Origin of the sequence: Pseudomonas sp. (assembly GCF_032058845.1) — a bacterium.
Lineage (GTDB): Bacteria > Pseudomonadota > Gammaproteobacteria > Pseudomonadales > Pseudomonadaceae > Aquipseudomonas.
In genome coordinates, this window is sequence record NZ_DAMCCR010000017.1 from 42,965 (window position 1) to 56,635 (window position 13,671).

The 13,671-nt window shown below is 63.3% G+C and carries 13 protein-coding genes; 11 read left to right on the forward strand and 2 right to left on the reverse strand.

Going from position 1 to position 13,671, the window contains the following annotated elements:
• Positions 1-115: 115 nt before the first annotated feature.
• Positions 116-1,387: a tyrosine-type recombinase/integrase gene (locus tag RT028_RS05535; protein ID WP_312933301.1), complete on the reverse strand. Its 1,272-nt coding sequence runs from the start codon at positions 1,385-1,387 to the stop codon at positions 116-118.
• A 151-nt stretch (positions 1,388-1,538) separates the two neighbouring features.
• Positions 1,539-2,453, reverse strand: a complete 915-nt coding sequence (locus RT028_RS05540; RefSeq protein ID WP_312933303.1) for a LysR family transcriptional regulator — start codon at positions 2,451-2,453, stop codon at positions 1,539-1,541.
• Between the two features lie 207 nt (positions 2,454-2,660).
• On the opposite strand from RT028_RS05540, the gene RT028_RS05545 reads away from it, so the two are divergent.
• The 11 genes from RT028_RS05545 to RT028_RS05595 all read left to right on the forward strand — a co-directional run.
• Positions 2,661-3,686 carry a zinc-dependent alcohol dehydrogenase family protein gene (locus RT028_RS05545; RefSeq protein WP_312933304.1) on the forward strand — a complete coding sequence of 342 codons (1,026 nt, stop codon included), beginning with the start codon at positions 2,661-2,663 and terminating at the stop codon, positions 3,684-3,686.
• A gap of 253 nt (positions 3,687-3,939) precedes the next feature.
• On the forward strand, positions 3,940-5,325 hold the full coding sequence (locus RT028_RS05550) for a hypothetical protein (RefSeq protein WP_312933306.1): 1,386 nt from the start codon (positions 3,940-3,942) through the stop codon (positions 5,323-5,325).
• A 297-nt stretch (positions 5,326-5,622) separates the two neighbouring features.
• Positions 5,623-6,621, forward strand: coding sequence for an ATP-grasp domain-containing protein (locus RT028_RS05555; protein ID WP_312933308.1), 999 nt, complete (start codon positions 5,623-5,625; stop codon positions 6,619-6,621).
• A gap of 69 nt (positions 6,622-6,690) precedes the next feature.
• On the forward strand, positions 6,691-7,824 hold the full coding sequence (locus RT028_RS05560) for a trypsin-like peptidase domain-containing protein (protein ID WP_312933310.1): 1,134 nt from the start codon (positions 6,691-6,693) through the stop codon (positions 7,822-7,824).
• A 61-nt stretch (positions 7,825-7,885) separates the two neighbouring features.
• Positions 7,886-9,007, forward strand: a complete 1,122-nt coding sequence (locus RT028_RS05565) for a phosphoribosyltransferase domain-containing protein (protein WP_409567175.1) — start codon at positions 7,886-7,888, stop codon at positions 9,005-9,007.
• The gene (locus RT028_RS05570; RefSeq protein ID WP_312933314.1) at positions 8,997-9,755 is read left to right on the forward strand and encodes a trehalose phosphatase; all 759 of its coding nucleotides are present in this window, start codon (positions 8,997-8,999) and stop codon (positions 9,753-9,755) included. The genes RT028_RS05565 and RT028_RS05570 overlap by 11 nt, the downstream gene beginning before the upstream one ends.
• The gene (locus tag RT028_RS05575; protein WP_312933316.1) at positions 9,748-10,839 is read left to right on the forward strand and encodes a cysteine protease StiP family protein; all 1,092 of its coding nucleotides are present in this window, start codon (positions 9,748-9,750) and stop codon (positions 10,837-10,839) included. Before RT028_RS05570 ends, RT028_RS05575 begins: the two co-directional genes overlap by 8 nt.
• Entirely contained in the window at positions 10,839-11,792 is a 954-nt protein-coding gene (locus tag RT028_RS05580; RefSeq protein WP_312933318.1) for an HpcH/HpaI aldolase/citrate lyase family protein, read from the forward strand. Before RT028_RS05575 ends, RT028_RS05580 begins: the two co-directional genes overlap by 1 nt.
• Positions 11,789-12,544 carry an HAD family hydrolase gene (locus tag RT028_RS05585; protein WP_312933320.1) on the forward strand — a complete coding sequence of 252 codons (756 nt, stop codon included), beginning with the start codon at positions 11,789-11,791 and terminating at the stop codon, positions 12,542-12,544. The genes RT028_RS05580 and RT028_RS05585 overlap by 4 nt, the downstream gene beginning before the upstream one ends.
• A gap of 2 nt (positions 12,545-12,546) precedes the next feature.
• Positions 12,547-13,134, forward strand: coding sequence for a TerD family protein (locus tag RT028_RS05590; RefSeq protein ID WP_312933322.1), 588 nt, complete (start codon positions 12,547-12,549; stop codon positions 13,132-13,134).
• Positions 13,131-13,671 (forward strand): TerD family protein (locus tag RT028_RS05595; protein ID WP_312933324.1); only part of this gene is annotated, 541 nt, incomplete at its 3' end. The genes RT028_RS05590 and RT028_RS05595, both read left to right, overlap by 4 nt.

Here is a 13,671-nt window from a genome sequence, read left to right on the forward strand (position 1 = left end):
TCGAATCCCGGGTGCTCCGCCATATCCACGAAATTGAACTGGCTCTTCCTGATAAGGCAGTCGTTGCAGTCGTGGGAGGAAGGAATTGCAAGCAGGATATGTACTTTCCCGACAACTATTCTGATGTTGTATGTTTGGAATTTTTTCGAAGCCGATCGAGGTAGTCCGCCCAATGCTGCGCCGCTTCTCGTCGCTGCGGCAGCAACTGCGCGCGGGCATACACTGCGCCCAGAGCGCCTGGCATTCGGTGAGAAAGCGACAACTCCAGCACAATCGGATCGATGCCCAAATGCTCGTGAGCGATAGTACGGTAGGTGGCGCGGAAACCGTGCGCAGTGATGCGGTATTCCGGCCAGATCCGCTGGTAGGCCTTGGCCAGGGATGTGGCGTCAACTGGATAGCCTGGGTAGACCGGCGATACAAAGACCCAGCCATTGCCCGCTTCATCCACCACCCGCCGTTCATGTAGTTCACGCAACAGCACAAGGACCTGCTCCGGCAGTGGCACGATGTGTTTGCTCTTATCCAGATGGCGTGTTTTCCCTACTACATAGCGCCAGTCGGCGCTGACCAGATCGATGTCTTCCCAACGCATTTTCACCAATTCGCCGGGGCGAACCGGCAGCATGACCAGCAAGCGCATCGCAGTGCTCACGCTGCTCGGGCTGAGCTCATCCAGACGAAGCAGAAGGTGACCCAAATCGGCTGGTCGTTCGATCGCTGGATTACTGGTCACCACATGGCGAACCTTGAGCTCTTCGGTGTTGCTCAAGGCCACGTTACGCTCCACCCAGCCACGACCCTCAGCGAAACCGAGCACGGCACGGATGATGGTACGCACGCGCTTGGCCATGGCCAGTGTGCGTGCTCGGCGCAGGCTAGCGATGATCTCGATGATGTGGTCCAGTTTGATCTCGCTGACGGGGATACTGCCGATGGTGGGTAGGATGTGATTGTTCAAAGCGCCGCGAAAGCCCGCGAGGGATTTGCGCACAAGGTCGTGCGATTTGAAGGCCAGCCACTGTTCGGCCACGTAACTGAAGGTGCGTTCCTCATTGAGTAATTGATCGGCGATTTTCTTGCGTTTGGCCTTCAGTGGGGCGACGTGATGGGCTACGTTCTGACGCGCGGCTCGGGCCAGGTCGCGGGCGTCTTTCAAGCCAATGTCGGGATAGCGACCGATCGCGTACACGTTCTCCTTGCCGTGCAGGCGATACCTCATCCGCCAGTACTTGGCGGCTGGCTTGTTCGACTTCTGTGAGGCCTGGACATGTAGGTACAGACCGGGCACTTCACCGTCGGCGTACTTGCCGGGTTCGGCAATGGCACGCAAGAAGGCGTCGCTGAGTTTACGCCGCAATGCAGGCGTGGGGAGGGAAGTCGTCATGTGCGGGTACTTTTTTTCGAAACAGGAAAAGTACCCAAAAATATACCCGCAGATGCATTGGAAATGAGCGGAATACGACGGACGGCCTTGGACGTAAAATCAGTTTAAGATGCTGATTTTATTGATTTTTATGGATCTAGGTGGAAGTCAGTCACAAGCTATCGGGATCCCCAAAAAACATCTGAATCCGCGACCGCAACCACCGCTCCGCCGGATCATTGTCCTGCGCCCCACGCCACGCCATGTGCAGCTCATACCGCTCCATCGGCAACGGCAGGTCATCGGCGCGCAACCCGCCGGCGGCCGTCAGCACCTCGGCGGTGTAGTCGGGCACCGTGGCGATGATGTCGGTGCCGGCGAGCAGGCTGCCCAGCCCGTTGAACTGCGGCACGGCCAGCACCACCTGGCGCTTGCGCCCAAGCCCCTCCAGCGCCTGGTCGATGATCCCGGACAAGTCCCCTGCAAATGACACCAGCGCATGCGGCCGGTTGCAGAAGTCATCCAGGCTGATCGCGCCGGGGATGCTGTCGGCGCGCAGCAGCTTGGGCATGCTGCGGCGTAGCAACTTGCGTTTGGCGTTGGCGGGCAGGTCGGCGGTGTAGCTCACGCCGACCGAGATCTCGCCCGAAGCGAGCAGGGTCGGCATCAACAGGTAGTTGACCCGCCGTACCACCAGCACGATGCCCGGTGCCTCGGCGCGGATGCGCTTGAGGAGCAGCGGCAGCAGGGCGAACTCGGCGTCGTCTGACAACCCGATGCGAAACACTGCATTGCTGGTGGCCGGGTCGAACTCAGCGGCGCGGCTGACGGCGGTGGAGATGGAGTCCAGCGCCGGCGAGAGCAGGCCGAAGATCTCCTGGGCGCGGGCCGAAGGTTCCATGGTGCGGCCGGTGCGCACGAACAGGGGGTCATCGAACAGGTTGCGCAGGCGCGACAGCGCAGCGCTGATGGCGGGTTGGCCAAGGAACAGTTTTTCTGCCGCGCGGGTCACGCTGCGTTCGTACATCAGGGTCTCGAAGACGATCAACAGGTTGAGGTCTACGCGGCGCAGGTCGTTACGGTTCATGGGGCGGGTGCCTGGTGCCTGGGCGGGAGCAGGGTGAATCTTACGGGCAAAGACTGTTACCCTGCACCGTTTTCCGGGCGGCTGCTGGCAAATTGTCACGAACCCAATCGATGCCAGGCATGTCGACTATTAATAGCCGCTGATGGTCTCGGCGCTGGCCCCCGGCTACAGTCCGGTCATACGAGATACACATAGTTGAGGTAGGCGATGTCCCGCATCATCCGATTCCACAAGTTCGGCGCCGCCGATGTGCTGCGCTGCGAGGAACGCCCTGAGCCGAGTCCGGCCAGCGGCGAGGTGCAGGTGCGTGTCGAAGCCATTGGTGTCAGCTGGTACGACGTGCTCTGGCGGCAGAACCTGGCGCCCTCGCAGGTGCGCCTGCCGTCTGGCATCGGCCATGAGATGGCCGGTGTGGTCAGCGCAGTGGGCGAGGGCGTCGAGGATCTGGCCGTGGGTGACCGGGTGGCGAGCTTCCCGGCCACCAGCCCGAATGATCATCCGGTCTACGGTGATGTCATCGTGCTGCCGCGTAGCGCCTTGACCCGTTATCCCGAAGTGCTCACGCCGATCGAGGCCAGCGTCCACTACACGCCCTTGTTGATCGCGTACTTCGCCTATATCGACCTGGCCCGCGCCAAACCTGGGCAAACCGCACTGGTCACCGATGCCAGCCACTGTGCAGGTCCTGCCTTCGTGCAGTTGGGCAAGGCGCTGGGGCTCAAGGTGCTGGCGGCAACCAAAGAGCCTGATCAGCGCGATTATTTGCTGAGCCTGGGCGCCGCGCAGGTCATCGTGACCGAAGAGCAGGACCTGCTGCTGCAGGTGGGCAAGTACACGGCCAACCGCGGCGTGGACATGGTGCTCGATGGCATGGGTGGGCCGCAGATGTCGATGCTGGGCGATGTCCTGGCCCCGCGCGGCAGCCTGGTGCTGTATGGGCTGCAGGGCGGCAATCAGACACCCTTTCCGGCATGTGCCGCGTTCAAGAAGAACATTCAGTTCCATTTGCACTGCGTGAGCAACTTCACCGGCAAGCCCGAACTGGGCATCGATCAGGATGTGTCTGCGTTGCAGCGCGCCCTGCACGACATCAACCGCTTCACCGCCGAGCGCCTGTTGACCCCGCAGATCATCAAGGTCTATCCGTTCGAGCAAGTCGTCGAGGCGCATCGACACATGGACGCCTGCCCCTGCGGCGGTCGCGTGGTGCTCGGGCTGGGCCAGGTCGACTAAGCACTGTGACGGGCGCTCGCCGAGGGCCCCCGGCGTGTCGCGGCACCTGCTCAGCGAGTCCCTGAGCGGGCCTCGGTGGAAATATCCTACGCGGTAAAACAACTATTCCTACAGCGTTTAGGAATAACCCCTCATCGCTAAATGCACACCGAATTATTACCGTCACGGGTAGGAAAGACTTCCTCACGCCCCGGCGGCCGAGTGGGGGCGGGAGTCTGTCGCCTGAGCTGCTTAGGGATGAGGAAAGCACGCGATGAGTGAAATGCATGATCACGCTATTCAATCCATTTATCAGCAGGTGCTGGGGCGCCTCCAGGAGCATCTCAGCCAGGCCCAGCGCGCGTCGCTGCAACTGCTGATTCAGCGTCTGCTGGTCGCGGCGGGCGGCCTCGAACGGATCGGCGATTTTCGCTTGCTCCTCGTGCATGGCAATGATCGCCTCAGTGCGCATCTGCTCGCCTGCCTGCGTGCGGCGCAGTTGAGCATTGCGCAGCGGGGGTCCCAGACCTTCAGCTTGCGTGTCCTGGTATTACGCCAGCCCGGCGTCAATGCGCTCGAGCTGGCGCGCCATGCGCGTTGTTTCGACGCGCTGTTTCTGCATGACGACAGCCGTGTCGAGTTGCTCATGGCCGACCCGGCCGGCTTGCAGCCCTTTGAAGCGCAGCTCGGCCAGAACGAGCCGCCCCACGTGCTCGAGAGGGACGCCTGGCTGCTGTTCGGTCACGTCTCGGAGGGTGACGTGGATGGGTTGGTGGGCAGTCGCCTGTGGCTGCAGATGGCCCGGGCCTGCGCATCGGCGCTGACGTGCGAAGAGGGTGTGAGCGCACTGGTCACCGCCGTGCCGGCGGCGCAGCGACGCCGGTTGCTGGCCTGGAGCCGACGCTGTCTGCGTCTGGTCGAGCCCGGCCGCGCGCCGTCCTTGCAGTGCGCCAGCACCGTGATCAAGGCCATGGCGCGGTTGCAGGCGCGCATGGCCCAGCTACCCACCGGGCTGTGCGTCCTGCCATCGCGCACTGTCCGTGACAGTGGCGCCTGCACGCTGCACGTGCTTGGCCTGGACGAGCTGTTGCAACACATTGGCCAGCCGGATCGCCTGAACAGACTGCTCAGCGGCGCCGCAAACGATTCATCGCCCAAAGCAGGCTTCGAGGCATGGCAGGACCCGCTGCTAGCCGCTCACCTGAACGGCCTGCAAGCCCAGTACCTGCGCGCTGCCAGCTACCAGGAGGGCGTGCGCGCGGCGCTGGCGCACACGGATCTGGCGTTGCCATGCACCTCGCGGACGCTGCGCCTCGAGACCGAAAAGCGTTTGCAACGCGGCTATGGCCTGGGTGAGGAGCAGTTGGCCTGTCTGCTGTTCGCTCCATTCGTGGGCCGGGGCGCGCAGCTTGAAGCCTGGCTGCGGCGGTGCCACCCCAACATGCGTGTGGCGCTGCCCTATGTTCACAACGCCTTGCAGGGCCGTCCGTGCCCTGAGGCGGTAGTGCGCTGGCTGGTGGGTGTCAGCGGTCTATCGCTCGCCAGGCTGCAGGGTCTGTACGGATTGCGACTGGATGATCGCACGCTCTGCCTGCCTCGCTATCTGGCGCGGCGCGATGCCAGCCTGCGCCTGCTGAGCAAGCGCAAAACCTCCGAGTAATCGAACAAGACGCGCGCGTCCTCTCCAGCGTCTTTGAGCACTGTCAGATTGTTCTACATCTAGCGGGCGAATTATTCCCGATCTGCGTGCTCCAAGCAGATAGCTCGGTGCTCTGAGCGGAGACCGGCGTGTTCACAAGTCGCAATACAATTCCCCTGTTTTCAACGACTTGAAAGGCTGCGCGCAGCTCGGCTCGGGCCCATACTAGCGCCGCATCACAAATGCCCAGTGCGGCATTTCACGCTTGACAAAACGCGGCCCAGTGGGTGCGCAGGTTCAACGAACCGTAGGTAATCCATGATCTGGTTTCTGGAAGGGCAGGCGTCTCAGCGCGACATCCTGCTAGGTGCCCGTGAGGCACTGCCGGCACACATTCGCCTGCTGGCCTCGCATCGTTCAGATCGGCCTGAAATCACAGGCGTTGCTGATATCGCGCTGACAGAGCCGGCCGACTCCGACGAGCGCATCCGGTGGGTCATCCGCACTGCGCTCGAGTACGGCGTTCAGGTCGTGGTTGCCGGTCGCCTGGGCGCGCTGTATGAAGCGCACCGCGCCGACTTCAGCAGCGCCGGGCTGAGCCTGGTCACCGGTGGCCTGAGCCCGCACACCTTCGCCTGCGTCGACGACAAGGCCACGTTCACTGCCATGGCCGAGGCCGTTGGGCTGGCTTGCATTCCAGCCATCACCGTGACCAGCGTTGAGCAGCTGCAGGCTGCCTACCTGGCCTGCCGCGCCAGCGGCGAGGTGTGCGTGAAACCGGTGGTGGGTATCTACGGGCAGGGGTTCTGGCGTCTGCGAGAAGGCCTTGACCCGTTTCGCTGCTTCGCCAACCCTGACGCGCGCGAAGTCGACTTCGCCACCTACCTGCACGCTTATGGCACCCAGCCCGAGCGCAACGCAGTGCTGGTGATGCCGTACCTGCCAGGTCCTGAGTGTTCGGTCGACATGGTATGCGAAGCGGGCAGGGTGGTGGCCTATGTCGGCCGGCGCAAGGCGGGCGTGCACCAGTGCTTCGAGCGCGACAGCGCCGCCACTGAATTGGCGATCGCCGCTGCCGAGCACTTCCAGTGCGATGGTATCGTCAACGTACAGACCCGCGACGACATCGATGGCCAGCCGCGACTTCTGGAAATCAATCCACGCTACTCTGGCGGAATCGGCTATACCCGCATGACCGGTATCAACCTGGCGGGCATCTTTGCCACCCGCCGGCTCGGCCTGCCAGAACCTGCCGGCCAGTGGATCGACGGGGTCAGGGTCAAACCCATCACCGTCGCTGTCCCGGCCCAGGGCTGAAGTGCCTATGTGGCCGACGCCTGCTGCGCAATCCCGCCACTTTGGCGCAGGTCACTCATGGAGCGAGCAATGCTGACACCCGGCGCGAACACCGCTATTGGCTCCAGCTCCACTGCATGGACACTCACCTCACCCGTGGCCGACGCCTTTGGCTCGACGGCTGGTGTCGCTCTGCTGCCAGTGAACGAGCGCCGCGCGCCTACAGGGCCGGCCGCGCTGTTCCATGTCGAACAGTGCGCGTGGATGAGTTGGAGCGGCGATCCTGCCCAGGTAGGCTGCGCGCTGCGCCTGGACCACCTGCCTGAGGGTAGCGACCGCGTATTGCTGCTGGTCTATCGCTACGCCAATCTGGGGCCGGTCAGTGCCCTGGGGTCGCTGACCTTGCGCATCGACCAGACTATTCACTACACGCTGGATGTCAGCGGGCAGGGCGAAAGTGCCTTGATCCTGGGCGAGTTCTACCAACGGGCCGGGCAGTGGAAATTTCGCGCCCTGGCCGAAGGCTCGGCCTACGGGCTGGCTGCGTTCGGTCGACGCCTGGGCGTCGAACTGGATGAAAATCATCCTGAACGCCCCGCCGGGCGTGGCGGGGCGCCAGATACCAGCGCCGCATACGCCACTGGCACCGGCTTCGCGGTGTCTGGCAACACGCTGCTGACTTGCGCTCACGTCATCGAGGGCATGCAGGCGATCGAAATCCACGCCTTCAGTGGCCGTCACCGGGCCGAGCCGATCATGGTCGACACCACCAATGACATCGCACTGTTGCGGGTCGACGCTGTGGTGCTGCAGCCAGTCCAGGTGGCTGCCAGCGGCGGCTGCGCACTCGGTGATCCGGTCACTGCTGTAGGCTTTCCGTTGGCAGGCTTTGCAGGGGGTGGGGCGCATGTCACCCAAGGCGGTATCTCGGCGTTGTTCGGGCTGCGTAACGATGCCACCTTATTGCAGTTCACCGCCGCCATTCAGCCCGGTTCCAGCGGAAGCCCGCTGTTCGATGGCAGCGGCGCAGTGATCGGCATGGTCACGTCCACCGTGGCGGACGCTCAGAACATGAATTTCGCAGTGAAGGCTCAGGTGCTCGCCGCTTTTCTCGAGGCGTGTCACGTGCCGGTCAGCCTTGCGCAACCGGGAGCGCTGAAGAGCCCCGCGGAAATCGCCCGGGCCGCACAACCTTCGCTCTGGAAAATTGAGGCGCGCCGCTGATGCGGTGCCCAGGCTTATGACGACCTTCGATGAACGGCGTCCACACAGGGAACACAGTGCAGTGAACCAGCAACCTATCCGGCTCAGCGCCGCCTTGACCCGTGGTGTGCTCGACGTCGATGTGCACGGCAGCCGTGGCGCGGCGCAGGCGCTGTTCGGATTTGCCGAGCGGCGCAACCCCAAGCGGGCCTTTCTGTTCGTCTCGAAGGTGCTCGGCAAGCATATTCCGGTCAAACCCTCGGTGATGGAAGCGACCTATCAGGCCCTGGCCGCGCAGATTCCTGCCGACCTGCCGGGCCCGGTGTTGTTGATCGGCATGGCCGAAACGGCGGTTGGGCTGGGCGCTGGAGTACACCGTGTGTACAGCGCTGGGCGCGCAGATTCGATGTACCTGGTCAGCACGCGGCACCCTGTCAGCGAGCGAATCTTCACGCGCTTTGAAGAAGAACACAGTCATGCCAGCGCCCACCTCATCCACGAACCGGCCGATCCGGTTTTGTCTGCGCGCCTGCGCAGCGCGCGTTCGCTGGTCATGATCGATGACGAGGCCTCCACGGGTCGTACGTTCGTCAACCTGCACCGCGCCTTGGTCGCGGCTGGGGTCGATCAGGTTGAACGGGTGGTTACCTGCGTGCTCACCGACTGGTCGAGCGGCGCGCTGAGCGCTGACCTGGGCGCCTCGGTGGAGCAGGTTTCATTGCTCAGCGGCGCCTATGCATTCACCGAAAACCCGGAAGCTGCGCTGCCACAGATGCCCGAAACGGGCACGGTGGCCAAAGGCGAATGGCCGCTGAACCCGGCCAATGACTGGGGCCGTCTGGGCACTTGCGGGGTGCCGGACACGCTTGGCCGCAGCGTCACGGTTACCCCAGGGCAACGCGTGTTGGTGCTGGGCACTGGTGAGTTCGTGTGGAAGCCGTTCCTGCTCGCCGAGCGCTTGGAGCGCGCGGGCGCCGAGGTGCAGTTCAGTTCCACGACGCGTTCGCCGATCGCGCTCGGCCACTGCATCGAGCATGCCTTGAGCTTTTCCGACAACTACGGCTTGGGCATCGTCAATTTCCTGTACAACGTCGCGCCCGGGCAGTTCGACCGAGTGCTGATCTGCAGCGAAACCGACGCCCGAGCGGTGCCACGTGCACTGATCGATGCGTTGAATGGGGAGGTGATCGTCGATGGCCAATAAACGCCCCCTGGTACTGGTCGATCTGGACGACACACTGTTCCAGACCGCGCGCAAGATGCCCGCCAATGCCGCGCGGTACCCTGCGTCGTATGACGTGAACGGCGACGTGAGTGGCTATCAGAACGCGGTGCAAAAGGCACTGCTCGACTGGTTGCTGGCCACCGCCGATGTACTACCGGTGACCGCGCGCAGCGCCGAAGCCTTCAACCGGGTCAGGCTGGAGTTCACTCACGGGGCGATCTGCGCCCACGGAGGCCTGATCCTCGACCCTCAGGGGCGTGTCGACAAAGACTGGCATGCTGCGATGGGTGAGGTACTTGCGCCTTTCCATGAACGCCTGCCAGCCCTGTGCGATACCGCGCTGGGCCTGGCCGACAGGCTCGGTGTGTCGTTGCGTGGATGGGTAGTGGAAGAGGCTGAGCAGCGTCACTACGTGGTCATCAAGCACAACAGCGGGAGCGATCACGATCTGCAGCGGGTGCTGGAGGCGTTGCAAGCACAAGGGTTGCTCACTGATTTGCACAGCCACCGCAACGGCAACAACCTGGCCCTGCTGCCGAGCGGCTTGTGCAAACGCGCGGCGGTGCAGCACTACCTGGCCCGTGACCGTCTGCAACACGGTGAGCGTCTGGTGCTCGGGTTTGGCGACAGCATCACCGACCTCGGCTTCATGAATCTCTGCGATTTCTGGGCAACGCCATCACATAGCCAGTTGGCGGCTGTGGTGCGGGAGCATGCCGATGAATGATCTCGACCTCGCTTCAAGCACCGTCGGCAGTGGCAGTTACCTGTCCGATGACGTGCACTTTCTGTTGCGTCCCGTCGACCTGGCCATGACCGACGTGCTTGAGAAGGAACGCCTGATCCAGACGCGGCAGAAGCACTATTCAGAAATGATCAGCGCTGAACACGCGCCTACCTCCACACATATGGCGCTGTTCGAGCGCAGCCTGCGGCAGAATGGTTTGCGCATGGCGGCCGATGTGCAATCGCTGGCGTTGTCGCTGGCCGAGCACTACGCAACAGGCACCCTGGTGCTGGTGTCTTTCGTCCGGGCCGGTCTGCCGCTGGGGGTGCTGGTGCGCCGCGCCTTGCTCGGGCTTGGCCGCGATGCGTACCACTACGGCATCAGCATCGTGCGCGACCGCGGTATCGATGAAACAGCGCTTGAGGCCATCATCGGCGCCCATGGCGCGCAGAACATCGTGTTCGTCGATGGCTGGACCGGCAAGGGCGCCATTGCCGGGGAGCTGGCGCGTTGCCTGGGGCACGACCCTCGCTTCCCCAACGGCCCACGCATGGTGGTGCTGGCTGACCCCTGCGGACGCGCCTGGCTGGCGGCTTCGGCCGAGGACTGGATCATTCCCTCGGGCATTCTTGGCGCTACGGTTTCGGGGTTGGTCTCGCGCTCCATATGGCCGGCTGATGGCGGTTTGCATGGCTGCGTGGTGTATGACGAGCTGCGCCCGCACGATGTGACCCGCAGCTTCATCGAGCACATCGAGGCCGCTCGCGCAGGGGTGGCCGTGGAGCCTGCCAATCCCTGGAGCGCTGCTCAAGCCGCGCAGTTGCAGCTCCAGGCCCTGCAAGTCGTGCAACGCTTGGCAGGCCGCTTCGGTATCAGCAACCTCAACCGCATCAAGCCCGGGATCGCCGAAGCCACTCGAGCCGTGCTGCGGCGGGTACCCGATCAGGTACTGGTACGCGACCGTGAGGATGCCGACGTACAACTGCTGATCCATCTCACAGACCGCGCAGGCATCGAGGTACAGGCCGTAGGCGATGAACTTGGCCCCTATCGCGCGGTCACCATAATTCGGGGGGTCAGTTGATGGGAAAGATTTCACCGTTTGCTCTCGGTGCCACCTTGTACATGCCGGCGACTAGGCCCGACATCCTTGATGTCATGCAGGGTACGAAGCTGCCAGGTTTGCGCTCGATGGTGATCTGTCTGGAAGACGCGGTAGCGGCCATGGACGTGGAGCATGCGCTCGACGCGTTGCGCGCTGTGCTCAGCCAGGCCAGATCAAATGCCAGTCATACCGATACTGCAAGCGGACCGCTGGTGTTCATTCGCCCGCGAGACGCGCAGATGGCGGGTTCTCTCAACGATTGGCCCGACATTGCCTGTGTCGACGGCTTCGTGTTGCCAAAGCTGTCGATGGCCAACCTCAGCCAATGGGCAGGCGCGGTGTGCAACCCTGACCTGCTGCTGATGCCGACGCTGGAAACCCGTGAAGTGTTCCATTCCAGCGCCATGTCGGATCTGGGTTTTGCGATGCACGAGGCCCTTGGTGAGCGGGTGCTGGCCTTGCGTATCGGTGGCAATGACCTCATGAGCTGCCTGGGGCTGCGCCGCAACCCCGCCACCACGCTGTACCAGACCCCGATGGGCTACGTGATTCCGATGCTGGCAGGGGTGCTCGGCGCTCAAGGTTTTGCACTGACCGGCCCTGTGTTCGAGCAGTTGGCCACTCCGCAGCTGCTCGCCGAAGAGCTGCAGCTGGATATCGCCCATGGCCTGGTGGGCAAGACCGCGGTACATCCTTCGCAGATTGCGCCGATCAATGAAGCCTTCCGAGTCTCCATCGAAGACCTCAACTGCGCACGGATGATCGTCAATGACACCGCTCCGGCGGTGTTCAGGCACAACGATGCAATGCTTGAACCAGCCACCCACCACAGCTGGGCGGTGAACATTCTTGAACGGGCCAAGTGGCACGGCGTGAAGCCTGTCGATGGCGCGATTGCAGAACCCGTACGACTAGCGGAGGTCGCTCGATGACCCAGGAAATGATGGAGGCGGGCCCTGCAGGCGCAGACGTACTGTCAGTGTTCGACTTCGATGGCACCTTGACCCATCGCGACAGCTTTTTACCGTTTCTGCTCTACGCCTTCGGCAAGCGTGCCTTCGCGGGGCGCGCGTTGCGCATGCTGCCCGATTGTTTCCGCTACCTCGGCAAGGGCCTGAGCCGTGACGAGCTCAAGGCCATCCTGATCGCCACCTTCTTGACCGGGGTCGAGGAACAGTGGGTGCAGCGCAAGGCTGGCGAGTTTCGTGCCGCCTACTGGAAGCGCCTGATGCGCCCGGCGGGCGTACGCTCGGTCGCTGCGGAAGTGGCCAGTGGCGCGCATGTCACGATTTGTTCAGCGTCGCCGCGTATCGTGCTCAAACCTTTTGCCGAGCACTTGGGGATCAAGCTGATCGCAACGGAACTGGAGGTGGTCGATGGCCGCCTGACGGGCGCCATCAGTGGCAACAATTGCCGCTGCGAGGCCAAGGTCCTGCGTCTTGAAGCTGTCTACGGCGCGCTCGATCAATACCGCCTGCGTGCCTGGGGCGATACCCGTGGCGACCATGAGTTGCTGGCTGCCGCACAGGAACCTCACTGGCGGCACTTCCATCCGCGCTGGCAGCGCGGCCGGCTGAACATTCAGCGCATCGGCCCCAAGCTGCAAAAAGGCGAGATGCTGAACAACCCTGTGACCGGCAGCGGGCGCGCAAACCAGCAGCATGACGACCAACAAGGAGCGTAAACATGGCACTCACTCTCTCGAAGAATCAGACCATTTCCCTCGAAAAAACCGCGGGCAGTGGCTTGTCCAAGGTGACGCTCGGCCTTGGCTGGGACCCGGTCAAAGCCGGGTTCCTGGGCAAGCTGTTTGGTGGCGGCGCCGGCATCGACCTGGATGCCTCGTGCATTCTGTTCGATGCCAACTTGAAGTCGATGGACGTGGTGTGGTTCCGTCAGCTCACTTCCCGTGACGGCTCGGTGGTGCACAACGGTGACAATCGCACGGGCGAAGGCGAGGGTGATGACGAGTCGATCGAGGTCGACCTGCACAGCCTGCCCGCTGCAGTGACGCACCTGGTGTTTACCGTCAACTCCTTCACCGGGGAAAACTTCGAGCGAGTACAGAACGCCTACTGCCGCATCATCAACTCGGCAAACAACAATGAGCTGGCCCGATTCAACCTGTCCCAGCAGGGCGCACACACAGGCATCGTCATGGCACGCTTGTCGCGCGGCGCATCAGGCTGGGAGTTCCACACCATCGGCTCCACTGCCAGCGGACGCACGGTCGATGACCTGGTCGGCCTCGCGGCCCAGGCGGTGCGCGCATGACCGCGCTGACTCCCGGCGCGAACGCCGCGCTTGCGACCGGCATGACCCGGGTGGAAGTGCTGTATTCCGCCATTGCCGGGGCGGACATCGACGTGTCCGCCTTCGCCCTTGCTGCGAGCGGCAAGGTGCGCAGTGACGATGACATGTGCTTCTACGGTCAGCCCTCGGTGCTGGCCGGCGCGGTTCAGCTGGCTGAAAGCGCCGCCGGGCGCGCGGTGTTTTCGATTGACCTGAGCAGGCTGGACGCAGCCATCGAAAAAATCGCACTGACCGCCACCATTCACGAAAACAAGGCGACCTTCGCTCGTGTTGCCAGTCTCGGCATGACATTGTCCGGTGGTCTGGAGGCGCAGATCCCAACGGCGGGAATGAACGAAACCGCGCTGATTCTTGGCGAGCTCTACCGCCGCCAGGGCGCGTGGAAATTCCGTTGTGTCGGGCAGGGTTTCGCTGGCGGGCTGGCACCCTTGGCGACCCACTTCGGTGTCGACGTTGCAGCGCCCGAGCCTGCCTCCAGCGCCACCCCAGCCCCGTCGC